The sequence below is a fragment of the Streptomyces afghaniensis genome, assembly GCF_044327915.1.
In the GTDB taxonomy this organism is placed as follows: Bacteria; Actinomycetota; Actinomycetes; order Streptomycetales; family Streptomycetaceae; genus Streptomyces; species Streptomyces afghaniensis.
This window is the reverse complement of the sequence record NZ_JBIRGJ010000007.1, coordinates 154,382-178,999: the sequence shown is the minus strand read 5'-3', so window position 1 is coordinate 178,999 and position 24,618 is coordinate 154,382. Positions and strand designations below refer to the sequence as shown.

The following is a 24,618-nucleotide window of genomic DNA, read 5'->3' as shown; positions in this document are numbered from 1 at the left end:
CGGCTTCTAGGCCTTGGTCAGGGTCGCCTCGGGCGCGGGACCGGGCACGTCGGCCACGGCCTCCGGCCGTTCGCGCAGCGACAGCACCACCCGCAGCACCCAGATCCACATCACGGCCGAGCCGAGCATGTGCAGGCCGACCAGCACCTCGGGCAGATCCGTGAAGTACTGGACGTAGCCGATGACGCCCTGCGCGAGCAGGATCAGGAACAGTTCGCGGGTGCGGTGCAGCGGGGAGCGCGGCGCGTCGACCGCCTTGAGGACGAACCACAGGGCGAACGTCAGCGTCACCACGATCCACGCCAGCACGGCGTGCAGCTTGCTCACCGTCTCCCAGTCGACCGGCATCCGCTCGACCTCGCTGGAGTCGCCGGCGTGCGGGCCCGCGCCGGTGACCACGGTGCCGACCAGGATGAGCAGCACGGCGGCGGCGACCAGGAACCACACCAGCTGCTGCACGGCCTTGCCGACCAGCGGGCGCGGCGGAGCGTCGCCCTCACGGGTGCGCTGCCACATGACCGTGGCGACCGCGATGAGCGCGGACGTCGCCACGAAGTGCGCCGCGACCGTGTACGGGTTGAGCCCGACCAGCACCACGATGCCGCCGAGCACCGCGTTGCTCATCACGATCCAGAACTGCGTCCAGCCCAGCCGGGTCAGGCCGCGCCGGTACGGCTTCTGCGAGCGCGCGGCGATGATCGCCCAGCCGACGGCGGCGCACAGCACGTACGTCAGCATGCGGTTGCCGAACTCGATGGCGCCGTGGAAGCCCATCGCGCTGGTGGCGGTGAGCGAGTCGTCGGTGCACTTGGGCCAGGTCGGGCAGCCGAGGCCCGAGCCGGTCAGCCGTACGGCTCCGCCGGTGACCACGATGAGCACCGACATGACGATTGCGGAGAGGGCCGCACGCTGGACCGTCCGGGGTTCCGGGGTCCAGCGCTCGGCGATGAAGGCGAGCGGGTTGCGCAGGGCCGCCCTGGCGTCGGCGCGGGTCACTTTTGGCACGCGACCCATCGTAGGACGCCGCTTGTGCACGCTTTCACGAGGGTCCGTCATGGCCTTGCTCCCAGCGCTCATTCCCAGCGGAAGAACCGTCCGGCCGCCGCCAGCCCGACGACCGCCCAGACGGCGAGGATCCCCAGGTCGGCCCAAGGCGTCCCGGCCCCCTGCTGGAGCACGTCCCGCAGGCCGTCGGACAGGGCCGAGATGGGCAGCAGGCCCAGCACGTCCTGCGCGGCGGGGGGAAACTTGTCGAGCGGCACGATGACCCCGCCGCCGACGAGCAGCAGCAGGAACACCAGGTTGGCGGCGGCGAGCGTCGCCTCGGCCTTCAGCGTCCCCGCCATCAGCAGGCCGAGGCCCGAGAAGGCCGCCGTACCGAGGACCAGGAGCAGCAGCACGGCGAACGGGTTGCCGTGCGGCGACCAGCCGAGCGCGAAGGCGATCACCGTCAGCAGGATCATCTGGAGCACCTCGGTGACCAGCACGGACAGCGTCTTCGCCGTCATCAGGCCCCAGCGCGGCAGGGGCGAGGAGGCCAGCCGTTTCAGCACGCCGTAGCGGCGTTCGAAGCCGGTCGCGATCGCCTGTCCGGTGAACGCGGTCGACATCACCGCGAGGGCGAGGATGCCGGGGGCGAGGAAGTCGACGGCCTCGCCGGCGCCCGTGTCGACGATGTCCACGGTGCTGAAGAGCACCAGGAGCAGGGTCGGGATGACGACGGTGAGCAGCAGCTGCTCACCGTTGCGCAGCAGCATCTTCGTCTCGAGCGCGGCCTGGGCCGCGATCATGCGGGTCAGGGGCGCGGCCCCCGGCTTCGGCGCATAGGTGCCGGTGGCGGTCACGAACGCAGCTCCTTACCCGTGAGCTCCAGGAAGACGTCTTCCAGAGTGTGCCGCTCCACCGAGATCTTCTCCGGCATCACCCCGTGCTGGGCGCACCAGGAGGTGACCGTCGCGAGCAGTTGCGGGTCGACCTTGCCGACGACCCGGTACGAGCCCGGCGTCAGCTCGGCGGCCGAGCAGTCGGCGGGCAGGGCCTTCAGCAGCGACCCCACGTCCAGGCCGGGCCGGCCGCTGAAGCGGAGCGTGTTCTCGGCGCCGCCCCGGCACAGCTCCTCCGGGGAGCCCTGGGCGATGACCCGGCCCGCGTCGATGATCGCCACGTCGTCGGCGAGCTGCTCGGCCTCGTCCATGTAGTGCGTGGTGAGGATCACGGAGACGCCGTCGGCGCGCAGGTCCCGGACCAGGTCCCAGGTGGCGCGGCGGGCCTGCGGGTCGAGCCCGGCGGTCGGCTCGTCCAGGAACACCAGCTCGGGGCGGCCGACCACGGCCATCGCGAGGGCGAGCCGCTGCTGCTGCCCGCCCGACAGCCGCCGGTACGTCGTACGGCCGCAAGAGCCGAGGCCGAGGCGCTCGATGAGCGCGTCCACGTCGAGGGGGTGGGCGTGCAGCTTGGCCACGTGGCGGAGCATCTCGTCGGCGCGGGAGCCCGAGTAGACGCCGCCGGACTGGAGCATCACGCCGATGCGGGGCCGCAGGTCCCGGGACTGCCGCACCGGGTCGAGGCCCAGGACGTGCACCGTGCCGGAGTCCGGCTTCCGGTACCCCTCGCAGGTCTCGACCGTGGTCGTCTTGCCCGCCCCGTTGGGGCCGAGCACGGCGGTCACACCCTGCCGGGCCACCAGGTCGAGCCCGTCCACCGCGGTCTTCGTGCCGTACCGCTTCACCAGGGCCTGGACCTGGACCACGGGCTCACTTCGCATGGGTCCAGAGTCTAGGTTCGCGCGCCGGGGCTCAGAGCGGCGGGTGCTGGAACTCCTCCTCACGGGGACGGTGCACCGGCAGCCAGCGCTCGGCGTAGGCGACCGCGTCGGCCACCGGGAACAGCCGCGCCTCGGCCGCCCCGACCTTCCCGCGTACGACGGGACGGTCCCGCTCGAAGTCGTATCCCAGCTCGTCGAACCGGTCCGAGCTGATCGACACCTCCGTCACGGTCTCCCAGCCGTCGGGACCCGGCCGGCCCACCGCGACGCGCGGGGACGGTATCCGGTACTCGGCGAGGTGGAAGCTCGTGCAGGAGGCGTAGCCGGCGCCGAGCAGCAGGACCCGCGCCCCCATGGCCTCCAGCTTCGCGAGCGGGCTGCGCTCGCCGAGCCGGCAGTCGGGCGCGTGCCCCTCGATCACCTCCGCCGCACGCGGGCCGACCGCCGCGAACGAGGTCTGCGGATGCGCGCTGCGCAGCGCGCCGGGCCAGGTGCGCACGGTCTCCGGGACGACGCCGACCCCGCGCGTGGGCGTGATCCGGGGGTCGTAGGCGGGCATCGTGGCGCGGATGGCCTCCCACCAGTCCGGGGGCACAGGCGGGTTGCCCCACAGGGCCGGGTCGGAGAGGTCCCCGGTCTGTGTCGGAACCACCAGGGTGCCCTGCGGGCCGAGCGCGTCGAGCAGTCCCCGCACCACCGCGACGGCGCCGCCGTTGACCCAGCCGAGGGAGCTGAGGGAGGAGTGCACGAGGAGGGTCTCGCCGGGTCGCACGCCCAGCTCGCACAGCTGCGCGCGCAGTGCGTCCCGGGTGACAAGAGGGCCGGTCGGAGGCGGTGTGGACATGGTTCGGGAGTGTCCCCGAAGCGGCTCCGGCATGCCACCGCTTTGATCGATCGGAGATCGTTTCCGCAGGTCAGATTAGGTTCACCTAAGTGACGCAGGGCACCTCACGGGTGGCCGAACGCCGCTTGCCCGGTCCCTCTGAATTACGCAACAATGGCGTTGTGAAAAACGTCGACGAGGCTCGGGAGACCCCCACGGGGGCCCCTCAGGAGGAGCTCGCGACCGGGGAGCGGTCCACCCGCAACCGAGTCGCGCGGTCCATCCTGGACCACGGCCCGTCGACCGTCGCCGAACTCGCCGAGCGGCTGGGCCTCACCCAGGCGGCCGTGCGCCGGCACCTCGACGCCCTCGCGGGCGACGGTGTCGTCGAGGCGCGCGAGCAGCGGGTCTACGGCGCGCGCACCCGCGGCCGGCCGGCCAAGGTGTTCGCCCTGACCGACTGCGGCCGGGACGCCTTCGACCAGTCGTACGACAAGCTCGCGGCGGACGCGCTGCGCTGGATCGCCGACCGCGAGGGCGGGAACGAGGCGATCGCCGCCTTCGCCCGCGCCAGGATCGCCGCGCAGGCGAGCGCGTACCGCGAGGCGGTCGAGACCGCCCCGCCCGAGCAGCGGACGGCAGCCCTGGCCAAGGCCCTGAGCGCCGACGGGTACGCTGCTACGGCGCGCAGTGCGCCCCACCCGCAGAAGGGTGAACAGCTCTGCCAGCACCACTGCCCGGTCGCCCACGTCGCCGAGCAGTTCCCGCAGCTGTGCGAGGCGGAGACGGAATTTTTCGCCGAGCTGCTCGGTACGCACGTGCAGCGGCTCGCCACGATCGCGCACGGCGACGGCGTCTGCACGACGTTCATCCCCAAGATTTCCCACAACGCATCTGCAAGCACGGCCGGGAGGAACCCCGCATGACTCTCCCCACGGAGACTGCCCACCCCGAGCTCGAGGGCCTGGGCAAGTACGAATACGGCTGGGCCGACCGGGACGATGCCGGTGCGTCGGCGCGTCGCGGCCTGGGCGAGGACGTCGTCCGGGACATCTCCTCCAAGAAGAACGAACCGGAGTGGATGACCAAGCTCCGCCTCAAGGGCCTGCGCCTGTTCGAGAAGAAGCCCATGCCGAACTGGGGCTCGGACCTGTCGGGGATCGACTTCGACAACATCAAGTACTTCGTGCGCTCCACGGAGAAGCAGGCGGCCTCCTGGGAGGACCTGCCCGAGGACATCAAGAACACGTACGACAAGCTGGGCATCCCCGAGGCCGAGAAGAACCGCCTCGTCGCCGGTGTCGCCGCGCAGTACGAGTCGGAGGTCGTCTACCACCAGATCCGCGAGGACCTGGAGGAGCAGGGCGTCATCTTCCTCGACACCGACACGGCCCTGAAGGAGCACCCGGAGCTCTTCAAGGAGTACTTCGGGACCGTCATCCCCGTCGGCGACAACAAGTTCGCGTCGCTGAACTCCGCCGTGTGGTCGGGCGGCTCCTTCATCTACGTGCCGCCGGGCGTCCACGTGGAGATCCCGCTCCAGGCCTACTTCCGCATCAACACGGAGAACATGGGCCAGTTCGAGCGGACCCTGATCATCGTCGACGAGGGTGCCTACGTGCACTACGTCGAGGGCTGCACCGCCCCGATCTACAAGTCGGACTCGCTGCACTCCGCGGTCGTCGAGATCATCGTCAAGAAGAACGCCCGCTGCCGCTACACGACCATCCAGAACTGGTCGAACAACGTCTACAACCTGGTCACCAAGCGCGCCGTGGCCTACGAGGGCGCGACCATGGAGTGGGTCGACGGCAACATCGGCTCCAAGGTGACGATGAAGTACCCGGCCGTCTACCTGATGGGCGAGCACGCCAAGGGCGAGACGCTGTCCATCGCCTTCGCCGGCGAGGGCCAGCACCAGGACGCGGGCGCCAAGATGGTCCACATGGCGCCGAACACGTCGTCCAACATCGTGTCGAAGTCCGTCGCGCGCGGTGGCGGCCGTACGTCCTACCGCGGTCTCATCGAGATCGGCGAGGGCGCCGCGGGCTCCAAGTCGAACGTGCTCTGTGACGCGCTGCTGGTCGACACGATCTCCCGCTCGGACACCTACCCCTACGTGGACGTCCGCGAGGACGACGTGTCCATGGGGCACGAGGCCACCGTCTCCAAGGTTTCCGAGGACCAGCTCTTCTACCTGATGAGCCGCGGTCTGAGTGAGTTCGAGGCGATGGCGATGATCGTGCGCGGCTTCGTCGAGCCCATCGCCAAGGAGCTCCCCATGGAGTACGCGCTGGAGCTCAACCGGCTGATCGAGCTGCAGATGGAAGGCGCGGTCGGCTAACCCCCACCGCAGTCCCATCAGGCCCCTTACGCAACGGAAAGCGAGCACTACGACAGCCATGGCTGAGGCCCAGAACATCCCGGTGGGCTCCACCACCACCGGCTCGATCGCGGTGGCGGCCGAGTCGACCGTCGCCACCCGCATGAGCGCGCCCCCCTCCTTCGACGTGGCGGACTTCCCCGTTCCGCACGGACGTGAGGAGGAGTGGCGGTTCACCCCGCTGGAGCGCCTGCGCGGGCTGCACGACGGCACCGCCGTGGCCGACGGCAACGGTGTGAAGGTCGACGTCCAGGCCCCCGAGGGCGTCACCGTCGAGGCCGTCGGCCGCGACGACGCGCGGCTCGGCAAGGCGGGCACCCCGGTGGACCGCGTCGCCGCCCAGGCCTACTCGGCCTTCGAGAAGGCCTCGGTCGTGACCGTCCCGAAGGAGACCGTCCTCACCGAGCCGATCCGCATCGCGGTGCACGGCGAGGGCGGCACCGCCTTCGGCCACCAGGTGATCGAGCTGGGCGCCTTCGCCGAGGCCGTCGTGGTCATCGACCACACAGGTGACGCGGTGCTCGCCGCCAACGTCGACTACCTGCTGGGCGACGGCGCCAAGCTCACCGTCGTCTCCGTCCAGGACTGGGACGACAAGGCCGTGCACGTCGCCCAGCACAACGCGCTCGTCGGCCGCGACGCCTCCTTCAAGTCGGTCGTCGTGACCTTCGGCGGCGACCTGGTCCGTCTGCACCCGCGCGTGACGTACGCCGGCACCGGCGGCGAGGCCGAGCTGTTCGGCCTGTACTTCACCGATGCGGGCCAGCACCAGGAGCACCGCCTCCTCGTCGACCACAACACCCCGCACTGCAAGTCGAACGTCGCCTACAAGGGCGCGCTCCAGGGCGACAACGCGCACGCCGTGTGGATCGGCGACGTGCTCATCGAGGCCAAGGCCGAGGGCACCGACACCTACGAGATGAACCGCAACCTGGTCCTCACGGACGGTGCACGGGTCGACTCGGTGCCCAACCTGGAGATCGAGACAGGCGAAATCGTCGGCGCCGGCCACGCCAGCGCCACCGGCCGCTTCGACGACGAGCAGCTCTTCTACCTGATGGCCCGCGGCATCCCGGAGCACGAGGCCCGCCGCCTGGTGGTCCGCGGCTTCTTCGCCGAGCTCGTCCAGCAGATCGGCGTCCCCGACATCGAGGAGCGCCTGATCGCCAAGATCGAGGAGGAGCTGGAGGCGGCGGTCGGATGACCTTCGTACGCGCCTGTGGGCTCGGCGAGCTGGAGGAGGACACCCCGAAGCGGGTGGAACTCGACGGCACGCCCGTGTCCATCGTGCAGACCGAGGGCGAGGTGTTCGCGATCCACGACATCTGCTCGCACGCGAACGTCTCCCTGGCGGAGGGCGAGGTCGACGACTGCCACATCGAGTGCTGGCTGCACGGCTCGCGCTTCGACCTCCGCTCCGGCAAGCCCGACGCCCTTCCCGCGACGCGCCCCGTCCCCGTATATCCCGTAAAGATCGAAGGGGACGACGTGCTCGTCTCCCTCACCCAGGAGTCCTGAGGCACCCATGGCTACGCTTGAAATCCGAGACCTGCACGTCACCGTCGAGGTCGAGAACGGCACGAAGGAAATCCTCAAGGGTGTCGACCTCACCGTGAAGCAGGGCGAGACGCACGCCATCATGGGCCCCAACGGCTCGGGCAAGTCGACCCTCGCCTACTCCCTCGCGGGACACCCGAAGTACACGATCACCGGCGGCACCGTCACCCTCGACGGCGAGGACGTCCTGGAGATGTCCGTCGACGAGCGGGCCCGCGCCGGTCTGTTCCTCGCGATGCAGTACCCGGTCGAGGTCCCGGGTGTCTCCGTGTCGAACTTCCTGCGCACCTCCGCGACCGCCATCCGCGGCGAGGCCCCCAAGCTGCGCACCTGGGTGAAGGAGGTCAAGGAGGCCATGGAGCGCCTCAACATGGACCCCGCCTTCGCCGAGCGCAACGTCAACGAGGGCTTCTCCGGCGGTGAGAAGAAGCGCCACGAGATCCTCCAGCTGGAGCTGCTCAAGCCGAAGATCGCGGTCCTCGACGAGACCGACTCCGGCTTGGACGTCGACGCCCTGCGCGTCGTGTCGGAGGGTGTGAACCGCGTCCGCGAGACGGGCGAGGTCGGCACCCTGCTGATCACGCACTACACGCGCATCCTCCGCTACATCAAGCCCGACCACGTGCACGTCTTCTCCGGCGGCCGGATCGTCGAGTCCGGCGGTGCCGAGCTCGCCGACAAGCTGGAGGAAGAGGGCTACGAGGCATACACGAAGGGTGGCGCATCCGCGTGACACAGCTGCCGGGCCTCCTCGACACAGAGGCGCTCCGCAAGGACTTCCCCATCCTGGACCGACAGGTCCACGACGGTAAGAAGCTCGTGTACCTGGACAACGCGGCGACCAGCCAGAAGCCGCGTCAGGTGCTGGACGCCCTCAACGAGTACTACGAGCGCTACAACGCCAACGTCCATCGTGGCGTGCACGTCCTCGCCGAGGAGGCCACGGCGCTGTACGAGGGCGCGCGCGACAAGGTCGCGGAGTTCATCAACGCGCCGTCGCGTGACGAGGTGATCTTCACCAAGAACGCCTCGGAGTCGCTCAACCTCGTGGCGAACATGCTGGGCTGGGCCGACGAGCCCTACCGCGTGGACTCCGACACCGAGATCGTCATCACGGAGATGGAGCACCACTCCAACATCGTGCCGTGGCAGCTGCTCGCGCAGCGCACGGGCGCGAAGCTGAAGTGGTTCGGCCTGACCGACGACGGCCGTCTGGACCTGTCCAACATCGACGAGGTCATCACCGAGAAGACGAAGATCGTCTCCTTCGTGCTGGTCTCCAACATCCTGGGCACCCAGAACCCGGTCGAGGCGATCGTGCGCCGCGCCCAGCAGGTCGGTGCGCTGGTCTGCATCGACGCCTCGCAGGCCGCGCCGCACATGCCGCTGGACGTGCAGGCGCTGCAGGCCGACTTCGTGGCCTTCACCGGCCACAAGATGTGCGGCCCGACGGGCATCGGCGTCCTCTGGGGCCGCCAGGAGCTCCTGGAGGACCTGCCGCCCTTCCTCGGCGGCGGCGAGATGATCGAGACGGTGTCGATGCACTCCTCGACCTACGCCCCGGCACCCCACAAGTTCGAGGCGGGCACCCCGCCGGTCGCCCAGGCGGTCGGTCTCGGCGCGGCGATCGACTACCTCAACTCGATCGGCATGGACAAGATCCTCGCCCACGAGCACGCCCTCACCGAGTACGCGGTGAAGCGGCTGCTGGAGGTCCCCGACCTGCGCATCATCGGCCCGACCACGGCCGAGGAGCGGGGCGCGGCGATCTCCTTCACCCTCGGGGACATCCACCCGCACGACGTGGGCCAGGTCCTCGACGAACAGGGCATCGCGGTCCGGGTCGGCCACCACTGCGCGCGGCCGGTCTGCCTGCGGTACGGAATTCCTGCGACCACGCGAGCGTCGTTCTATCTGTACTCCACGCCGGCCGAGATCGACGCGCTGGTCGACGGCCTGGAGCACGTACGGAACTTCTTCGGCTGAAGGGCGTGCTGAACGGTGAAACTGGACTCCATGTACCAGGAAGTCATCCTGGACCACTACAAGAACCCGCACGGGCGGGGCTTGCGGGATGGCGACGCCGAGGTGCACCACGTCAACCCGACGTGCGGTGACGAGATCACACTGCGCGTGAAGTACGACGGAACGAAGATCGAGGACGTCTCGTACGAGGGCCAGGGCTGCTCGATCAGCCAGGCCTCGGCCTCCGTACTGAACGAACTCCTCGTCGGCAAGGAGTTCTCCGACGCGCGGAAGATCCAGGAGACCTTCCTGGAGCTGATGCAGTCGAAGGGGAAGCTCGAACCCGACGACGCGATGGAGGACATCCTGGAGGACGCGGTCGCGTTCGCCGGGGTGTCCAAGTACCCGGCCCGGGTCAAGTGCGCCCTGCTGAGCTGGATGGCCTGGAAGGACGCGACGGCCCAGGTGCTGGGCGGAGCCGACGCCGAGAAGGAGACGACGGCATGAGCGAGACCGTGGAGATGAAGCCGGCCTCGGAGGAAGAACTCCGTGAGGCCCTGATGGACGTCGTCGACCCCGAACTGGGCATCGACGTCGTCAACCTCGGCCTGATCTACGGCATTCACGTCGACGAGTCGAACATCGCGACCGTCGACATGACCCTGACCTCCGCGGCCTGCCCGCTGACGGACGTCATCGAGGACCAGGCCAAGTCCGCCACGGACGGCCTCGTCAACGAGTTGCGCATCAACTGGGTCTGGATGCCGCCGTGGGGCCCGGACAAGATCACGGATGACGGGCGGGAGCAGCTTCGGGCGCTCGGGTTCAACGTCTGAGATCCACGTCCGGTATGCACTGACTGACGAAGGGGCGGCACCCTCCCGGGGTGCCGCCCCTTCGCGTGTCTCAGTCCAGCCCGGCCACCAGCCGGAAGGCCGAGTCCGCGTGGTACAGGCCGTCGTACTGGTACGGCTCCAGGCGGAGTTGGAAGTTGCGGTGGCGGAGGAAGCGGCCCGGGTAGTTCGCCGACTCCAGCATGATCGCGCCCGAGTAACTGGCGGGGCGGGGGCAGAAGGTGGCGTCCTTGCGGAAGAGGGACGAGTCGTCCTTGCGTTCCGCGCGCAGGACGAAGTTGCGGTGGCGGAGATAGGCGCCGTCGGCCGTGGTGAAGGAGTAGCAGGAGGAGTCGGCCAGGCCCGCCACCCGTTCGAAGGTGGCGTTGCGGCGGGCCGAGGCCGAGCCGGCCGGGGCGAGGGTGACGTAGCCGCCGCTGGTCTGCCAGTAGCGGTCGGGGTAGTTGACGGAGCGTATGGAGGTCCCGCTCTTCGCGGCCGGGGGCTTCGGGCTCGGCGAAGTTTTGTGGGACGCCGGGGGCTTCGGCGCCTTCGTGTGCGGCTCCGGACTGGCCTCGGGGCGGGGCGATGTGCTTCTGGTGGGGGTGGGGGACGGGCGCTTGTGCTCCTTTTCGGGCGCGTTACCCGACTTGGAGGGCGTCGCGAAGGAGATCAGGCCGCCCGGTGCCGAGCTGCTGAGGGTCGTCGGCTGCGCCGCCGAAGGGGTCGGCTCGCCGGGCCGGCTGTCCATCACGGTGATCGCGGTCACGCACGCGGTGACGGTGGCCAGGGCGAGGGCGCCTGCCAGCCAGAGCCGTCGCGTCCCCGGTGCCCGGGTGGTGTCCGGGGCCCAGCCGCTCTCCCACGGGCGGTCCAGCGGGGGCCGGGACTTCTCTTCTGACATGCGCTTTTTCCTCCGGCGGGCACCCTTGACGGCGGCGCAGTTGTGGTGGCCCGGTGTGTGATCGGGTGACACCGTAGTGGACCAGTGGGATTCCTGTGGGGCGTTTGTTGAAAGCGGTATCTCTTCTCTCGATGCGTCCTCGTCGCGTCCCCGTTGCGTACGGGTGTACAGATGTTGTGTACGCTCGTACATATGGGTTATCTGCTGCTGGCCGGGGCCATCGCCGCCGAGGTGGGTGCGACGACCGCCATGAAGTACAGCGAGGGCTTCAGCAGGCTCGGACCCTCGCTGCTGACGCTCCTCGGCTACCTCGTCTCCTTCGCGCTGCTCGCGCAGACACTGAAGACCGTCTCCGTCGGAACGGCCTACGCCATCTGGGCCGGCGTCGGCACCGCCGCCATCGCCACGATCGGGTTCGTCTTCCTGGGAGAGGGCATGACCGTCGCCAAGGCCGCCGGGATCGCGCTGATCATCGTCGGGGTCGTGGTGCTGAACCTGGGAGGTGCCCACTGATGCCCCGGCGTCACGACCCCGAGCGGCGGCAGCGGATCATCGACGCGGCGATCCGGGTCGTCGGGGCGAAGGGCATCGCCGGGCTGAGCCACCGCACCGCCGCCGCCGAGGCCGATGTGCCGCTCGGCTCGACGACGTACCACTTCAAGACCCTCGACGAACTGCTGGTCGCCGCCCTGCGGCAGGCCAACGAAGGCTTCGCCAAGGTCGTCGCCGGGCGGGGCGCGCTGGAGGATCCCCGGACCGATCTGGCCGCCGAGCTGGCCGCGTGGATGGGGGAGTGGCTCGCGGGCGACCGCACGGGCGTCGAGCTGGAGTACGAGCTCTACCTCGCCGCCCTGCGCCGGCCCGCCCTGCGGCCCGTCGCCGCCGAGTGGGCCGAGGGGGTCGCCGAGCTGCTGTCCCGGCGTACGGATCCGGTGACCGCGCGGGCGCTGGTGGCGGTCGTCGACGGCATCTGTCTCCAGGTGCTGCTGACCGGGGTGCCGTACGACGAGGCGTATGCCCGCGAGGTGCTGGGGCGGGTGGTGGCGGGGGCGGGGGAGTGAGGCCGGTGGGTGGGGACGTCGCTGGGTGCCGTCGACCTGCACCGAGACGTACCGCCCGGCACGTGAGACGTCCCCGCACCGGTTCGCATCGACCGCTGTCCGCCGGTTAGGTTGCCCTCATGACCGACACGACTGCTCCTCGTACCACCGGCGCCGTGGCCGCCGGCCTCGCCACGGTCGCCGCCGACGGCACCGTCCTCGACACCTGGTTCCCCGCGCCCGAACTGGCCGCCGAGCCCGGCCCGTCCGGCACCGAGCGGCTCTCCGCCGAGCAGGCCGCCGAGCTGCTCGGCGGCGGTGCGACCGCGGCGATCGGCCCGGACGCCCGCCGGGGCGTCGAGGTGGTCGCGGTCCGCACGGTCATCGCCTCGCTCGACGAGAAGCCGATCGACGCGCACGACGTCTACCTGCGCCTGCACCTGCTCTCCCACCGCCTGGTCAAGCCGCACGGCCAGAGCCTGGAGGGCATCTTCGGCTTCCTCGCCAACGTCGCCTGGACCTCGCTCGGCCCGGTCGCCGTCGACGACCTCGAGAAGGTGCGGCTGAACGCGCGCGCCGAGGGCCTGCACCTCCAGGTGACCTCCGTCGACAAGTTCCCGCGCATGACCGACTACGTGGCCCCCAAGGGCGTCCGGATCGCCGACGCCGACCGGGTCCGCCTCGGTGCGCACCTCGCCGAGGGCACCACCGTCATGCACGAGGGCTTCGTCAACTTCAACGCCGGCACGCTCGGCACGTCGATGGTCGAGGGCCGTATCTCCGCGGGCGTCGTGATCGGCGACGGCTCGGACATCGGCGGCGGCGCCTCGACCATGGGCACGCTGTCCGGCGGCGGCAACGTCATCATCTCCATCGGCGAGCGCTGCCTGGTCGGCGCCGAGGCGGGCGTCGGTATCGCCCTCGGCGACGAGTGCGTCGTCGAGGCCGGCCTCTACGTCACCGCCGGCACCCGCGTCACCATGCCCGACGGCCAGATCGTGAAGGCCCGCGAGCTGTCCGGCGCCTCCAACATCCTCTTCCGCCGCAACTCGGTCACCGGCACCGTCGAGGCCCGGCCGAACAACGCGGTGTGGGGCGGACTGAACGAGATCCTGCACAGCCACAACTGACCATCGACGGCCGTGACCTGCGGCCGCCTTGTCGATCAACGTCCTGACCTGCTGCTGAGCTGTCGGTAGCCGTCGACGTCGGTCATCGTTGAGCGCCCTTCCACAGCCCATGGCGGGCTCGGGAGGGCGCTCATGCATTGACTCACGTGCCTCGCTGAGCGTCCGAGGGGTCAGAGGCGGGCGGGAAGAGTGGCTCCACTTCGCCCGTCCAGACGCGATAGAGGTGACGGATAGCCGTGATGTCGGCGTGATCCTTGGGCCTGGCAGCGGCGATCTTCCACCGCAGGATGTCACCCAAGCGCATGAAGGGGACGCCATCGATGACGTCCGCATCATCGATGAGCCGGTCCGTTGACCAACCCGGGGTCCAACGGTCCATGATCTCTATCGAGGCAGTCGGGTGGACGACTCTGAGTCCGTACCCGGAGACGGTGGGCTCCGGTGCGCCGAGACGAAGGGCGCACTGCCAGGCCTCGCCGCGTGCGAGGACATCAAGGTCGCCCATGCGCGCGCGTAACCCACGTACGTAGAGGGCCGCAGAGCCGCACACCACGTAGTCGCTGCGGGGGAGTTTCAGAGCAGCCAAGGCAGCGAAGAGCCCATCGGCATCGCTGAGAAGCAACTGTTCTCCTCGGATGGACGGAAGGAGCTGTGGCTCGAAGGCGGCCCACAGACAGTGACGCTTACATCGTGTACGACAGCGCACTGCCCAACAGGGGAGACTGAGAAAATCAGACCTCGAGGAGTGCCTGTCGGCGGCGAGCGAGGTCGGTGCCCGGTTGTCATCGGCCACGTACGAGTTACCCGGCGTGACCTCGTGGTGGCTTTTGCAGATGAACGGGTGGACGCCGTGTCCGATCAGAAGCCGAAGCTACGAAACGAGGACCGGGGCATGAGGAACGAGCGGGGGCGGGCCGTGGCGCGCTGTCTGGCCGGGGCGGTCACGGCGCTGGTGGTGTGCTGGCTTCCGGCGGGGGCCGCGCACGCCGACGAGACCAACACGGGCTCGCACAACGGCCACCGGGTCGGGCTGGTCAACGTCAACGTCGGCCAGGTCGACGACCCGGCGGAGGACGTGCTGGAGCACACGCTGCTGTTCGGTGACGGGTACGCCTGGAACTGAGCCGGCAGTTCGACGGGCCGGGGCCCGTACCGCACACACTTGCGGTACGGGCCCCGGCCCGTTTTTCGTGTCCGGCAGGTGGCATAGCGGGAGGCTCCCGCGCGCGTCACAAGGGGTACGGGGGCGGACAGCGGGTCTGCCCCGGGGGAAAGCGAAGGTGACGATGGATGCCGAAGCGCAGGAGAGCTTCCGGGAATTCGTGGCGAACAGATCGTCCGCGCTGCTGAAGACCGCGGTCCTGCTGAGCGGCGGCGACCGGCACACCGGCGAGGACCTGCTCCAGAACGCGCTGCTCAAGGCGGCGGGCCGCTGGCACCGGATCGACGAACCCGAGGCGTACGTCCGGCAGATCCTCTACCGCCAGCAGGTCAGCCGCTGGCGGCTGAAGTGGCCGAGGCGCGAACTGAGCGTCGCCGAACCGCCGGAGACCTCCGCCGCCCCGGACGCCTCCGGCGCGGCCGAGCTGCGCCTGGTGATGCGGGGCGCGCTGGCCCGGCTGACCGCGCGGCAGCGCACCGTGCTCGTGCTGCGCTACTTCGAGGACCTGCCCGAGGCCGAGGTGGCCCGCATCCTGGGCTGCTCCGTCGGCACCGTACGGTCCGCCACCCACCGCTCCCTGGCCCGGCTGCGCGCCCTCGCGCCCGAGCTGGCCGCCCTGGGTCCGGCCGCCGCGGAACAGCGGCCGTCCCATGACTACTCGCCCGTGGAGGTGCGTCAGTGAACGTCGACGAACTCGTGCGCGACGCGCTGCGCGACCAGGCCGACGGGCAGCCGCCGGCGGCACCCGGCTTCGCCGACCGGGTGCTCGCGGTCCGCCGGCGCCGCCGCAGCCGCCGGCTCGCCTCCGCCGCCGCGGCGGCCGCCGCCGTGGTCGCCGTCGCTGTGGCCGTGCCGATGCTGGACTCGGGCAAGCAGGACGTGCGTCCCTCGGGCGGCGTGGAGCAGACCGGCATCACCGCCCGTCCGGACCAGTCGCCGCCGCGCGATCTGATCGCCGCCGGCCGGGTCGCCCTGGCCGCGTACTTCACCAGATCGATCGTCGAGCAGTCCGCCGACCGGGCCGTTTCCAAGCGCACGTACTGGCTGCTGAACCCGAAGACCAACAAGTATGTGAAGGACGACCGGTGGTCGTACGTCGCCGTCGCCCCCGGGATGACGACCGCCGCCGTTCTCGAACGGGACCTGCCCGTGCCGCGTATCGGGCTGCTCGACCTGGCGAGCGGTCAGGTCAAGCGGTGGATCCCGGTCGACCGGCCCGTGGCGGGCGTGGAGTTCTCCACCGACGGCAGGAAGCTCGTCGCGACGACGTACAGCGAGAACCCCGACCGCCGGGTGAAGATCGACGGGTCAGAGGGCTGGGACGCCCCCTTCATGGAGTCGGACCGGACCGGGTTCCACGTCATCGACGTGGCCTCCGGAAGCAGTTCCTGGGCGGGGGTGGAGATCGGCGGGGGTGCGCACAACCCCGATGTGTTCATCAACTCGCGCCAGGACTTCGCGTTCACCCGCGACGGCCGTCTCGTCTGGTCGGGGATGCCCACCGAACCCGGCAAGGAGTTCTACGACTTCACCGGCAGGGAGGTTCCCGCGCCCGCGCTGGAACGGTACCGGGACTGGTCCGTCGAAGCGGGCGTGTCCCCGGACGGGCAGCTCGTCGCCGGCCCGTTCGCGGGACAGAGGTGGAAGACGTCCTCCTTCGTGCTCGACGCGCGCACCGGGAAGCAGCGCGAGGTACGCGGGCAGCAGTTGCTCGCCTGGGCGGACGGGAACTCGCTCGTCGCCTGGGACATCGGGCCGGACGGGAACGAGTACCACCAGCGGCTGGTGCTGGTGTCCATCGGCGGCGAGAAGACGACCCCGCTCAGTGATTTCCGGTCGCCCAAGGACAACACCGAGGGGCGGTGGGAGCCGGTGTTCGCGGAGCGGTGATCAGGTCCGGGTGAGGTCCGCGTGGAGCGCCAGCAGGGCGTCGGTCGTGGCGGGGCCGGCCGGCCGGAGCGGGGCGCGGACCGGGCCCGCGGGGAGGTCCAGGGCGGTGAGGAGCGCCTTCGTCGTCACCGTGCCCGGGAGGCCTGCCGACATGATCGCCTCGATGAGCGGGGTGGCCTGCTGCTGGAGGCGGGCCGCCCGGGTCGTGTCGCCCGAGTCGAACGCGTCCAGGACGGCTCGCAGCCGGGCCGGAATCACGTTCGACACCGTGCTGACGTAGCCGGACCCGCCCACCGCGTACAGGGCGAGGTTGTGCTCGTCACAGCCCGCGTAGTACGCCAGGTCCGTGCGGGCCAGCACCTTCTGGGCGGCCAGGAAGTCGTAGGAGCAGTCCTTGACGGCCACGATCCTGGGGTGCGCGGAGAGGCGGAGGATCGTCTCCGCTTCGACTCGGACGCCGGTGCGGTTCGGGATGTCGTAGAGCATGAGCGGGAGCTCACTGGCGTCGGCGATCTCGCGGAAGTGCGCCTCGATCGCGTCCTGCGGGGGTCTGCTGTAGTACGGCGCCACCACCAACAGGCCGTCCGCGCCCGCCTTTTCCGCCTCCCGGGCCAGGTCGACGGTGTGGCGGGTGTCGGGCGTGCCGACGCCCGCGACGATCGACGCCCGGTCGGCCACGGCCTCGCGGACGGCTGTGATCAGGGCCGACTTCTCGGCGTCCGTGGTGGTGGGTGACTCGCCCGTCGTGCCGGACAGGACGAGGCCGTCGCATCCCTGTGCGACCAGGTGGGCGGCGAGGCGCTGGGCGCCGTCGAGGTCCAGTGCGCCGGACGTCGTGAACGGGGTGATCATGGCGCACAGGGCGCGGCCGAAGGGGGTCGTCATGTGAGTAGTGTCGGCAGCGCGACTGTGTAGCTCTAGTTAATTCTGCTACCTGGTATTCCTAAGGGATGCTTTCCGGCCGTGCCGACTCCGGGGATCGCAGCCAGGCCGTCTGCAGGGGTAGCCGGGGAGGGGCCGGGTACTCGGGGGTTCCTACTTCGAGAGGAGGCGGAACACCGTGACCGGGACCATCGATCATCGGGCCGTGCACGACGAGCACCGCTCAGTGGGCGAACTCGTCTCACAGGCCACCGAGCAGCTCTCCCGGCTCCTGCGGCAGGAAGTTGCTCTGGCCAAGGAAGAACTGGCCGAGAAGGGGCGGCGTGCGGGGCGTGGCGGTGGGCTGCTCGGTGCGGCGGGTGCCGTCGCATACGCCGGGCTGCTCGCGCTGGCCGGGACGGGGGTCGCCGCCCTCTCGCTGGTGCTGTCCGTCTGGGCCGCGGCGCTCATCGTGACGGGAGTGCTGTTCGTGATCGCGGCCGTGCTGGGTGCTGCCGGCCGGGCGCAGTTGCGCCGGGCCACGCCTCCCACGCCTGAGGCGGCTCTGGGCAGTGTCAAGGCGGACGTGGAGGAGATCAAGGAAAGGGCACATCGATGACGGAAGCGACGGGTGGAGCCAAGGGGCCCGATGAGCTGCGGCAGCAGATCGAGCGGACCCGTGGTGAACTCGGGAACACGGTGGAAGAGCTGGCGGGGAAGGCGGATGTGAAGGGACGTGCGCGGGCGCGGGCGGCCGATCTGCGGGACAAGGCCGGGGCGATGACCGTGCAGTTGCGCAGCAGCGCCGCGCAGGCCGGGCATACGGTGCACGACAAGGCGACCCATGTGACGCATGCGGGGCCTCGGCCGGTGCGGGGTGTCGTTCAGGCCGGGGTGAAGCATCCCAAGCCGGTGCTGGTTGCCGGGGCGGCTGCGGGGGCTGTGGTGGTGACCGTCGGGGTGCTGCGGCGTCGGCAGCAGGCTGCTCACGGGCGTCTCTGGCATCTCGTGCATCGCTGAGCGGTGTCCGCGTGCGCCGTTTGCGCCTGACGCCGGGTGGTGGGTCGGGGCCGCGCCGGGGGGTGTCCGTCCTCGGAACGGCGCGATGGGGTTGCGTACCGGCTGACCGTCCGTTGACGCGCCAACCGCTGCGGGCGGACACCCCCCGACACGTCCCCTTTCTCGCCGTCGGCGGGTGCGCGTACGTCTCGGCCGCCGTAGCTGCCGGCCGGCCGCTGCGTCGGTGTAACCCTCGCTTGACCTCAAGCTTGGTCGAGGTTGAAAGGTGAGGGTGCAGCAACCGGCGCATACGACTGGAGTGCTCAATGAGCCTTCAAACCGAGCAGCACCCCGACCTCACCGACCCCCGGATCGGTGCTCCCTTCTTCAGCACCTGGCGAGTCGGCACACCCGAGCGGCAGCAGCAGACCGTGGAGGTGATCGGGCGGACGTGGGAGCGGCGGCCCTGGCCCGCCGGTGATCTGCTGGGCTACCACGTCTACACGGGGCACGACGGCTCCACGCTGATGCACCACTCGCAGTGGAGTAGCGAGCAGGGATACGAGGCCTTCGTCAAGACTCATCGGCAGGAGCGGGTCGACGAGATCGACACCGCCGTGCCGGGGATCGAGCGGGTGGGGCTCGGGCGGTACCGGCGGTATCGCAGCCTGGAGCGGAGCATCGCGGACGTGCGGGTGCCGGGAGTGATCGTCACCGTGCGGATCGACTTCGAGGAAGGAGGCGGGGAGCGGCGCGAGGAGTGGGTCGATCTCGTGCTCAAGGCCCTGGGTGACGATCCGGTGGGCCATGCCGGGCTGATCTCCGCCCATTTCCATCTGAGTACCGATGGCGGGCACGTGCTGAACTACGCCGAGTGGGAGAGCGATCAGGCCTATGACGAGGCCTTGGCGGCGCCCGGGACCGGCACGTGGGAGCGGGTGCGGACGTACCCGGGGGTGGGCGCGGTGAGCGGGAGCCGGTGCCGGCATGCCTTGGGGCTCGTGCCCGGGTGAGAGGGGTGTGCCGTGGGGCCGGCTGGACCCATGGTGCAGCCGGCCCCTGGGGCCGTGATTACGGGCGGAAGCGCAGGACCTGCGGGTCGTGGTCGCTGATCTGGTCGTTGAACTCCGCGTTGACGTGCACGCTGTCGTACGCGAAGTCGCAGTCGCGGCGGACCGAAGGACTGATCAGGATCTGGTCGAGGACCTGGCTGTTGCCCTGGTAGACGTACGAGTAACGCTCGCTCCTGGGCAGCGACTTGATCGCCGACCAGAGTTCGCCGCGGCCTTCGAGGAGCCGGGTGGTCTGCGAGAACTCGAAGTCGTTGATGTCGCCCAGGGCGATGACGTCCGCGTTCTTCTGGGTGTCGAGGATGTCCTTGACGAAGGCGTTCACCAGCGTGGCCTGCCGGTGGCGCTGGGTCTCGGAGCTGCGGACCGGCGGCTGGTACTGGGAGGTCAGGCCCTGGTCGCCGCCCTTGGAGTTGAAGTGGTTGGCGATCACGAAGACCGTGCGGCCGCGGAAGGCGAACTCGCCGGCCAGCGGCTTGCGGCTGTTCTTCCAGGCCTCGTCGGCGGGCGCGATGCGGCCGGGGCTGAGGGTCAGGTGCGCCTTGCCGTGGATCTTCGTCACGCCGGTCGCCGTCGTGGCGTCGCCGCCCGCGCGGTCCGTGAAGGAGACCCGCTCCGGGTTGAAGAGGAAGGCCTGGCGGATGTTGCCGCCGGGCTCGCCGCCGTCCGTGTTGTCGGCCGGGTCGATCGAGCGCCAGTCGTACCTCGGGCCGCCGGCCGCGACGATCGCGTCGATCAGCTTGCCCATGGTCTGGTCGGCGGCGACCGTACCGTCGTTCTTCGCGCCGTTGTTGTCCTGGATCTCCTCCAGGGACACGATGTCCGGCGACTTCAGGTTGTTCACGATCGCGGAGGCGTGCTCGGCGAAGGTGTCGTCGGTCGGGTCGAGGTTCTCGACGTTGTAGGTGGCGACCGCGAGTTCCGAGGAGCGCTGCTTGCGCGTCGTCTCGCGCTCCAGGCCAGCGGACTTGAGGCTGCCGAGTTCGCTCGCGACCAGGGTGTAGCCGCCGAACTGGTTGTAGTCCAGCGGGCCCGCCGTCGTGCCGGTGAGCGTGTCGCCGACGTTCGCCTTCGGGAAGTCCGCCGTCGAGCCGAGGGACTGGATCTGGAGCCGGCCGGTGTTCTGGGCGTCGTAGGAGCCGTAGACCGTGCCGCCGTGGCGGTTGGGGTTCTCGTGCGGCTTCACCGTCACCCAGAGTTCGGTGTACGGGTCGGTGGCGCCCACGACACGGGTGTCGCTGACGCGGACGGTCATGCCCTCCAGCGCCTCGTAGTGGTCCAGGGCGTACTTCGAGGGCTTGAGGGGGAGGGCGTTGACCGAGCCGTTCGCCGTGGTGTCGCCGGCCGGTGCGTAGGCGGCGGGGACCGACCTGGCGTCGATCGTCGTGGCGGCCGGGAGCTGGTTGCCGCTGGAGACGACCGTGGTGGTCGGCTTGGTGATCTCCGTCAGGGACTGGTTGCCGGAGGCGGTGCCGCCGGGGACGTACTCCGAGACGGTGCCGCTGACGGTGACGGAGTCGCCGACGGCGACCCCCTTCGGCGTCGAGCTGGTGAAGACGAAGACGCCTTCACTGGTCGCCGGGTCGGCGTCCGGGTTCGGGTCCTGGATCCAGAACCCGCGGGACGAGCCGTAGGTCCGGATGCCGGTGACGATTCCGGTCACATCCGTGACCTGCTTGCCCGCGTACGGGGATATCCGGGTGCTGCCCTGGATGTCGTGGATGCGGACCGAGTCCGCGTGGGCAGGGGTGGTGAGGACGATCGTGGATGCCGCGGAGCACACGGCGGCGACGGTGAGCGCGGCGAGGCGCGCGGACGACTTGCTCGGCAACGGGAATCCCTCCGGGGACGTGACAGGGCGCCGGGACGAGGGTGGTGCGTGGACTGTCTGCCGCTACCTGTGGGGCGGGCGGTGTGACGCGCGTAGAGGACGGTGGACGGCGGGACTGGTGGGGCCGGCCCGGTAAACAAGTGTCCGCCGACTTCTACGCGCGTCAATCTCCAGCCTGCTCAGGTCACTTGTCAAGGTTTCGGCCATGTACAGCACCTGACGGGGACATGAAGTAGGCGGCATGGGTGTAAATCCGTCTAGGCTGAGCGGCTGAGTCGTATGAGGCGCCCTAGGAGAAACCCCCGATGTCAGACAGCTCCCCCCTGCCGCCGGTGCGGCTGACTTCCGAAGCGGAGCTGGCGCGCGACGCGCTGTCCACGCCGTTGCTGTCCCGGGCCGCCCGGCTGGCCCGCTGGGCCGGGCCGGAGACCCGGGTCGACGCCGGGGGAGGGCTCGTCGACGAGCAGTTGCCCGCAGCCGCCGAGGTGCTCGGACTGAGCGGGGACGACGCCGCCGCCGACGCCAGTGAGGCGTGGCGGGTGGCCGTGGACACCGGGCTCGTCGAGATCGTCGACGAGGAGGAGGGCACCGTCACGGCGGGCGAGGACCTCGCGTTGCTCACCGGCGGTTCGCCGCAGGACGTGCTCGCGGTGTGGCTCGCCGCCCTGGAGACGGTGCTCGCCGACGCGAGCGTGCCCGACCTGGACGGACTCGTGGCCGAGGACGGCGAGGTCGACCTCTCCGCCCTCGACTGGGACCCGGAGGCCGAGGCCGAGTTCCTCGACGGTGTGCTCGGCAACCTCTACCTGCTGACCGTCGGCGAGGACACGCCCGCCGGGGCTCCCGTGCCGCTGCCCGCGCTGGCCGCGTCGGTGATCGTGCCCAGCGACATGAGCGAGCCGACCAACGACGTCCTGGAGCAGGTGTCCGACGCGATGATGCGGCTGGACGGCCAGTTCCGGATGCTGGAGCCGGTGGGGCTCGTGGCGTACCGGCCCGTGGACGAGGCGCTCATGGCCGATGCCGACGAGGAGCCCGCGGCGCCCGTCGACGACACCGACGTCTCCCGGTACGGCATGGTCCGGCTCACCCCGCTCGGGCTCTACGGCCTGCGGGCCCGGCTGCTCGAGGCCGGGTTCGAGGCGCCGGCCGTCGGGGACCTCGCGGACAAGGGAGCCGACGCGCTGCTCGACGGCACGGCGGCGTTCCCGCCCGGTGCTGCGCAGGCGGAGACCGAACAGTGGCTTCAGCACCGGGAAGCGCTCGCCGCGGCACGCGAGCTGCTGGCGGCGGCGCGGGGCGCGGATGCCGGGGCGCCGTTGCGGCGACTGCGGTGCCAGCAGGCCTTGTCGCTGGTGGGTGCTTCGGCCGAGCCGGCGTTGCGGGAGGTGCTCGACGACGCCGAGCTGGGCGGGCTCGCCCGGGTGTGGCTGACCGAGCACGGTGCGGCGGACGTGCCCGCGCCGTCGGAGGCGATGGTGTACTGGCTGACCATCGACACGGTGGCGGCGCAGCTCGCGGCGGAGGGCAATTCCGAGGAGTTGCGGGCGTTGGTCGAAGGGCTCGCACGGCAGCACGGTGGGTTTTTCGAGGCTGTGTGGCGGGTTGATCATCCCGCTACCGCTGATGTGCTGGAGGCGATGGGGCGGTTGCATCCCGACAAGAGGGTTGCGAAGGAGGCGCGGAAGGCTGCGTTCAAGGCGCGGTCGCAGCAGGGGGGCTGAGCCCGGCTCGCGGGTGCGGGTCCGTTGTGGCTGGTTGCGCAGTTCCCCGCGCCCCTGTTGGGCGTTGTTCAACCCTCGTTCATATATGAGCGGGACGGTTTCGCCGAACGAGGTCCGCCACCCTCCACGGCATATCCACCGTCACAGGAGACACCCATGTCGCTCACCCGCAGGGACTTCGCCAGAACCTCCGCGATCACCGGTGCCGGTGTCGCGCTGGCGGGCAGCGTCGGCGCCCTCGCCACCGCGCCGAACGCCCTCGCGTCCTACGACACCGACAGTGCGGAGGGCGCGGCGGACGCCCGGCACGGGGTCGGCTACGGGCCGCTCGTCCCGGATCCCAAGGGGATCCTCGCCCTGCCCGCGGGTTTCACGTACCGCATCATCACCTACAGCGGAAAGACCAAGCTGGAGTCCGGTGAGTTCACGCCGTCCAACCACGACGGCACCGCCACCTTCGACGGCCCCCGCGGAACCACCCTGCTCGTCAACAACCACGAGCTGAAGGGCCCGCGCGCCAACTGGAAGTACCCTGTTCCGCTCACCGAGGGCCTCGTCTACGACCCGGCCGCCGCCGGCGGCTGCACGGTCGTCGAGGTACGCCCCGACGGACGGGTCGCGGAGTGGGTCGGCATCGCGGGAACCTCCACCAACTGCGCCGGTGGCAGCACGCCGTGGGGCACCTGGCTCACCTGTGAGGAGAACTCCGACAAGGCCGGCGTCAACGGCATGACCAAGGACCACGGCTACGTCTTCGAGGTCGACCCGAGCGACCGGCGCGCCAACCGCAGCCCCAAGCCGCTGAAGTTCTTCGGCCGTTACGACCACGAGGCCGTCGTCATCGACCCCAGGCGCGGCCACGCCTACCTCACCGAGGACGCCGCCGGCCCCAACGGCCTCTTCTTCCGCTGGACCCCGCCCAAGGGCTTCGAGTACGGCCCCGGGAAGTTCCGCGAGCTCGCCGACGACGCCGGTGTCCTCCAGGCGCCCAAGTGCTTCGACTCGGGCGGGAAGTTCGTCGACGACCTGTCCCGCGCCACGAAGATCGGCACCGTCTACGGCGTCGACTGGGTGGACGTACCCGACCGCGACGCCCGCACCACGCCGGTCCGCAAGCAGTTCGCCGCCGACGAGGTCACCCGCGCCCGCAAGCTGGAGGGCATGTGGTGGGGCGACGGGGGCGCCTACATCGTCTCCTCGTACGCCCGCGAGGAGAGCCCCGGCCGGCACGACGGCCAGGTCTGGTTCTACGACCCCAGGCGCCGGACGCTGACGTTGAAGGTCCTGCTCGGTGTGAACCCCGACCCGTCGAAGGACGGCGCGTTCGACGGCCCCGACAACATCACCGTCTCCCCGTACGGCGGCATCGTCCTGGCCGAGGACGGCGAGGGCGTCTCGCACCTCTTCGGCGCCACCGAGAGCGGCCGCACGTACCCGATCGCCCGCAACGACCTGAACGTCGGCACCGAAGAGGAGCCGGAATACAGCGAGTTCGCCGGCGTCACCTTCTCGCCCGACGGCAAGACCCTTTACGCCAACATCCAGACCCCGGGCATTCTGCTCGCCATCACCGGCCCCTGGAAGCGGCAGAAGCGTAATTAATTCGCTCGCAGGGCCCGCGCTGCGCCTCCTACAGTGAGATCACAACGTCACGCACCTCCCGGTGCGATGGCAGCGGCTAC

27 protein-coding genes are annotated in these 24,618 nt (G+C 70.2%); 19 read left to right on the top strand and 8 right to left on the bottom strand.

The window, feature by feature from the left end:
• Positions 1 to 6: 6 nt before the first annotated feature.
• Genes ACH4G3_RS26630 through ACH4G3_RS26615 form a run of 4 tightly spaced genes read right to left on the bottom strand, consistent with a single transcriptional unit; the run spans position 7 to position 3,608 of the window.
• Positions 7 to 1,056 (bottom strand): COX15/CtaA family protein, encoded by a 1,050-nt coding sequence (locus ACH4G3_RS26630; protein ID WP_397626873.1) that lies wholly within the window; start codon positions 1,054 to 1,056, stop codon positions 7 to 9.
• A gap of 17 nt (positions 1,057 to 1,073) precedes the next feature.
• Positions 1,074 to 1,790, bottom strand: a complete 717-nt coding sequence (locus ACH4G3_RS26625) for an ABC transporter permease (protein WP_397627239.1) — start codon at positions 1,788 to 1,790, stop codon at positions 1,074 to 1,076.
• Between the two features lie 50 nt (positions 1,791 to 1,840).
• Entirely contained in the window at positions 1,841 to 2,764 is a 924-nt protein-coding gene (locus ACH4G3_RS26620; RefSeq protein WP_397626872.1) for an ABC transporter ATP-binding protein, read from the bottom strand.
• A 31-nt stretch (positions 2,765 to 2,795) separates the two neighbouring features.
• Complete coding sequence (locus ACH4G3_RS26615) at positions 2,796 to 3,608, bottom strand: AAC(3) family N-acetyltransferase (RefSeq protein ID WP_397626871.1); 813 nt, start codon at positions 3,606 to 3,608, stop codon at positions 2,796 to 2,798.
• A gap of 161 nt (positions 3,609 to 3,769) precedes the next feature.
• Between ACH4G3_RS26615 and ACH4G3_RS26610 the strand changes: the two genes are divergently transcribed.
• From ACH4G3_RS26610 to ACH4G3_RS26575, 8 genes are read left to right on the top strand one after another with little or no spacing between them, the layout of a single operon-like run.
• The gene (locus ACH4G3_RS26610; protein WP_397626870.1) at positions 3,770 to 4,513 is read left to right on the top strand and encodes a helix-turn-helix transcriptional regulator; all 744 of its coding nucleotides are present in this window, start codon (positions 3,770 to 3,772) and stop codon (positions 4,511 to 4,513) included.
• Positions 4,510 to 5,931 (top strand): Fe-S cluster assembly protein SufB, encoded by a 1,422-nt coding sequence (gene sufB, locus ACH4G3_RS26605; RefSeq protein WP_397626869.1) that lies wholly within the window; start codon positions 4,510 to 4,512, stop codon positions 5,929 to 5,931. The genes ACH4G3_RS26610 and sufB overlap by 4 nt, the downstream gene beginning before the upstream one ends.
• 58 nt (positions 5,932 to 5,989) lie before the next feature.
• The gene (gene sufD / locus ACH4G3_RS26600; protein WP_397626868.1) at positions 5,990 to 7,174 is read left to right on the top strand and encodes a Fe-S cluster assembly protein SufD; all 1,185 of its coding nucleotides are present in this window, start codon (positions 5,990 to 5,992) and stop codon (positions 7,172 to 7,174) included.
• A complete protein-coding gene (locus ACH4G3_RS26595) occupies positions 7,171 to 7,488 on the top strand; it encodes a non-heme iron oxygenase ferredoxin subunit (RefSeq protein WP_086846035.1) in 318 nt (105 codons plus the stop codon). Before sufD ends, ACH4G3_RS26595 begins: the two co-directional genes overlap by 4 nt.
• Before the next feature lie 7 nt (positions 7,489 to 7,495).
• A complete protein-coding gene (gene sufC, locus ACH4G3_RS26590; protein ID WP_010039743.1) occupies positions 7,496 to 8,260 on the top strand; it encodes a Fe-S cluster assembly ATPase SufC in 765 nt (254 codons plus the stop codon).
• Positions 8,257 to 9,513, top strand: coding sequence for a cysteine desulfurase (locus ACH4G3_RS26585; protein WP_020273988.1), 1,257 nt, complete (start codon positions 8,257 to 8,259; stop codon positions 9,511 to 9,513). Before sufC ends, ACH4G3_RS26585 begins: the two co-directional genes overlap by 4 nt.
• A gap of 15 nt (positions 9,514 to 9,528) precedes the next feature.
• Complete coding sequence (sufU, locus tag ACH4G3_RS26580) at positions 9,529 to 9,999, top strand: Fe-S cluster assembly sulfur transfer protein SufU (protein WP_086561392.1); 471 nt, start codon at positions 9,529 to 9,531, stop codon at positions 9,997 to 9,999.
• On the top strand, positions 9,996 to 10,328 hold the full coding sequence (locus ACH4G3_RS26575) for a metal-sulfur cluster assembly factor (RefSeq protein ID WP_010039749.1): 333 nt from the start codon (positions 9,996 to 9,998) through the stop codon (positions 10,326 to 10,328). The genes sufU and ACH4G3_RS26575 overlap by 4 nt, the downstream gene beginning before the upstream one ends.
• Positions 10,329 to 10,398: 70 nt before the next feature.
• Here ACH4G3_RS26575 and ACH4G3_RS26570 read toward each other — a convergent pair whose 3' ends face one another.
• The gene (locus ACH4G3_RS26570; protein ID WP_397626867.1) at positions 10,399 to 11,229 is read right to left on the bottom strand and encodes an AbfB domain-containing protein; all 831 of its coding nucleotides are present in this window, start codon (positions 11,227 to 11,229) and stop codon (positions 10,399 to 10,401) included.
• A 192-nt stretch (positions 11,230 to 11,421) separates the two neighbouring features.
• On the opposite strand from ACH4G3_RS26570, the gene ACH4G3_RS26565 reads away from it, so the two are divergent.
• From ACH4G3_RS26565 to dapD, 3 genes are all read left to right on the top strand, one after another.
• On the top strand, positions 11,422 to 11,742 hold the full coding sequence (locus tag ACH4G3_RS26565) for a DMT family transporter (RefSeq protein ID WP_307174482.1): 321 nt from the start codon (positions 11,422 to 11,424) through the stop codon (positions 11,740 to 11,742).
• Positions 11,742 to 12,290, top strand: coding sequence for a TetR/AcrR family transcriptional regulator (locus ACH4G3_RS26560; protein WP_397626866.1), 549 nt, complete (start codon positions 11,742 to 11,744; stop codon positions 12,288 to 12,290). The genes ACH4G3_RS26565 and ACH4G3_RS26560 overlap by 1 nt, the downstream gene beginning before the upstream one ends.
• Positions 12,291 to 12,409: 119 nt before the next feature.
• A complete protein-coding gene (dapD, locus tag ACH4G3_RS26555; RefSeq protein ID WP_354739212.1) occupies positions 12,410 to 13,399 on the top strand; it encodes a 2,3,4,5-tetrahydropyridine-2,6-dicarboxylate N-succinyltransferase in 990 nt (329 codons plus the stop codon).
• A 142-nt stretch (positions 13,400 to 13,541) separates the two neighbouring features.
• Here the strand turns inward: dapD and ACH4G3_RS26550 are convergent, their stop codons facing one another.
• Complete coding sequence (locus ACH4G3_RS26550; RefSeq protein ID WP_397626865.1) at positions 13,542 to 14,021, bottom strand: hypothetical protein; 480 nt, start codon at positions 14,019 to 14,021, stop codon at positions 13,542 to 13,544.
• Between the two features lie 270 nt (positions 14,022 to 14,291).
• On the opposite strand from ACH4G3_RS26550, the gene ACH4G3_RS26545 reads away from it, so the two are divergent.
• The 3 genes from ACH4G3_RS26545 to ACH4G3_RS26535 all read left to right on the top strand — a co-directional run bounded on the left by ACH4G3_RS26545 (position 14,292) and on the right by ACH4G3_RS26535 (position 16,451).
• Complete coding sequence (locus tag ACH4G3_RS26545) at positions 14,292 to 14,522, top strand: hypothetical protein (RefSeq protein ID WP_059419779.1); 231 nt, start codon at positions 14,292 to 14,294, stop codon at positions 14,520 to 14,522.
• Between the two features lie 163 nt (positions 14,523 to 14,685).
• A complete protein-coding gene (locus ACH4G3_RS26540; RefSeq protein ID WP_397626864.1) occupies positions 14,686 to 15,243 on the top strand; it encodes a SigE family RNA polymerase sigma factor in 558 nt (185 codons plus the stop codon).
• Complete coding sequence (locus tag ACH4G3_RS26535; RefSeq protein WP_397626863.1) at positions 15,240 to 16,451, top strand: WD40 repeat domain-containing protein; 1,212 nt, start codon at positions 15,240 to 15,242, stop codon at positions 16,449 to 16,451. Before ACH4G3_RS26540 ends, ACH4G3_RS26535 begins: the two co-directional genes overlap by 4 nt.
• Here the strand turns inward: ACH4G3_RS26535 and dapA are convergent, their stop codons facing one another.
• A complete protein-coding gene (dapA, locus tag ACH4G3_RS26530; protein ID WP_397626862.1) occupies positions 16,452 to 17,336 on the bottom strand; it encodes a 4-hydroxy-tetrahydrodipicolinate synthase in 885 nt (294 codons plus the stop codon).
• A 175-nt stretch (positions 17,337 to 17,511) separates the two neighbouring features.
• Here dapA and ACH4G3_RS26525 point away from each other — a divergent pair, with 175 nt between their 5' ends.
• The 3 genes from ACH4G3_RS26525 (at position 17,512) to ACH4G3_RS26515 (ending at position 19,324) form a co-directional block, all read left to right on the top strand.
• Positions 17,512 to 17,931, top strand: a complete 420-nt coding sequence (locus ACH4G3_RS26525) for a phage holin family protein (RefSeq protein WP_397626861.1) — start codon at positions 17,512 to 17,514, stop codon at positions 17,929 to 17,931.
• Positions 17,928 to 18,332: a DUF3618 domain-containing protein gene (locus ACH4G3_RS26520; protein ID WP_397626860.1), complete on the top strand. Its 405-nt coding sequence runs from the start codon at positions 17,928 to 17,930 to the stop codon at positions 18,330 to 18,332. The genes ACH4G3_RS26525 and ACH4G3_RS26520 overlap by 4 nt, the downstream gene beginning before the upstream one ends.
• A gap of 305 nt (positions 18,333 to 18,637) precedes the next feature.
• A complete protein-coding gene (locus tag ACH4G3_RS26515; protein WP_397626859.1) occupies positions 18,638 to 19,324 on the top strand; it encodes an antibiotic biosynthesis monooxygenase in 687 nt (228 codons plus the stop codon).
• Positions 19,325 to 19,382: 58 nt separating this feature from the next.
• Here the strand turns inward: ACH4G3_RS26515 and ACH4G3_RS26510 are convergent, their stop codons facing one another.
• Entirely contained in the window at positions 19,383 to 21,212 is a 1,830-nt protein-coding gene (locus tag ACH4G3_RS26510) for an endonuclease/exonuclease/phosphatase family protein (protein ID WP_397626858.1), read from the bottom strand.
• Between the two features lie 305 nt (positions 21,213 to 21,517).
• On the opposite strand from ACH4G3_RS26510, the gene ACH4G3_RS26505 reads away from it, so the two are divergent.
• Positions 21,518 to 22,936 carry a hypothetical protein gene (locus tag ACH4G3_RS26505; RefSeq protein ID WP_397626857.1) on the top strand — a complete coding sequence of 473 codons (1,419 nt, stop codon included), beginning with the start codon at positions 21,518 to 21,520 and terminating at the stop codon, positions 22,934 to 22,936.
• Positions 22,937 to 23,092: 156 nt separating this feature from the next.
• Positions 23,093 to 24,538, top strand: a complete 1,446-nt coding sequence (locus tag ACH4G3_RS26500) for an alkaline phosphatase PhoX (protein ID WP_397626856.1) — start codon at positions 23,093 to 23,095, stop codon at positions 24,536 to 24,538.
• Positions 24,539 to 24,618 lie beyond the last annotated feature (80 nt).

What these genes read in the sequence shown, in the direction of transcription:
- ACH4G3_RS26630 (WP_397626873.1), bottom strand. Translation starts at nt 1,056, where the DNA reads ATGACGGACCCTCGTGAAAGCGTGCACAAGCGGCGTCCTACGATGGGT.
- ACH4G3_RS26625 (WP_397627239.1), bottom strand. Translation starts at nt 1,790, where the DNA reads ATGATCGCGGCCCAGGCCGCGCTCGAGACGAAGATGCTGCTGCGCAAC.
- ACH4G3_RS26620 (WP_397626872.1), bottom strand. Translation starts at nt 2,764, where the DNA reads ATGCGAAGTGAGCCCGTGGTCCAGGTCCAGGCCCTGGTGAAGCGGTAC.
- ACH4G3_RS26615 (WP_397626871.1), bottom strand. Translation starts at nt 3,608, where the DNA reads ATGTCCACACCGCCTCCGACCGGCCCTCTTGTCACCCGGGACGCACTG.
- sufB (WP_397626869.1), top strand. Translation starts at nt 4,510, where the DNA reads ATGACTCTCCCCACGGAGACTGCCCACCCCGAGCTCGAGGGCCTGGGC.
- sufD (WP_397626868.1), top strand. Translation starts at nt 5,990, where the DNA reads ATGGCTGAGGCCCAGAACATCCCGGTGGGCTCCACCACCACCGGCTCG.
- ACH4G3_RS26595 (WP_086846035.1), top strand. Translation starts at nt 7,171, where the DNA reads ATGACCTTCGTACGCGCCTGTGGGCTCGGCGAGCTGGAGGAGGACACC.
- sufC (WP_010039743.1), top strand. Translation starts at nt 7,496, where the DNA reads ATGGCTACGCTTGAAATCCGAGACCTGCACGTCACCGTCGAGGTCGAG.
- ACH4G3_RS26575 (WP_010039749.1), top strand. Translation starts at nt 9,996, where the DNA reads ATGAGCGAGACCGTGGAGATGAAGCCGGCCTCGGAGGAAGAACTCCGT.
- ACH4G3_RS26570 (WP_397626867.1), bottom strand. Translation starts at nt 11,229, where the DNA reads ATGTCAGAAGAGAAGTCCCGGCCCCCGCTGGACCGCCCGTGGGAGAGC.
- ACH4G3_RS26565 (WP_307174482.1), top strand. Translation starts at nt 11,422, where the DNA reads ATGGGTTATCTGCTGCTGGCCGGGGCCATCGCCGCCGAGGTGGGTGCG.
- ACH4G3_RS26560 (WP_397626866.1), top strand. Translation starts at nt 11,742, where the DNA reads ATGCCCCGGCGTCACGACCCCGAGCGGCGGCAGCGGATCATCGACGCG.
- dapD (WP_354739212.1), top strand. Translation starts at nt 12,410, where the DNA reads ATGACCGACACGACTGCTCCTCGTACCACCGGCGCCGTGGCCGCCGGC.
- ACH4G3_RS26545 (WP_059419779.1), top strand. Translation starts at nt 14,292, where the DNA reads ATGAGGAACGAGCGGGGGCGGGCCGTGGCGCGCTGTCTGGCCGGGGCG.
- ACH4G3_RS26540 (WP_397626864.1), top strand. Translation starts at nt 14,686, where the DNA reads ATGGATGCCGAAGCGCAGGAGAGCTTCCGGGAATTCGTGGCGAACAGA.
- dapA (WP_397626862.1), bottom strand. Translation starts at nt 17,336, where the DNA reads ATGACGACCCCCTTCGGCCGCGCCCTGTGCGCCATGATCACCCCGTTC.
- ACH4G3_RS26520 (WP_397626860.1), top strand. Translation starts at nt 17,928, where the DNA reads ATGACGGAAGCGACGGGTGGAGCCAAGGGGCCCGATGAGCTGCGGCAG.
- ACH4G3_RS26515 (WP_397626859.1), top strand. Translation starts at nt 18,638, where the DNA reads ATGAGCCTTCAAACCGAGCAGCACCCCGACCTCACCGACCCCCGGATC.
- ACH4G3_RS26505 (WP_397626857.1), top strand. Translation starts at nt 21,518, where the DNA reads ATGTCAGACAGCTCCCCCCTGCCGCCGGTGCGGCTGACTTCCGAAGCG.
- ACH4G3_RS26500 (WP_397626856.1), top strand. Translation starts at nt 23,093, where the DNA reads ATGTCGCTCACCCGCAGGGACTTCGCCAGAACCTCCGCGATCACCGGT.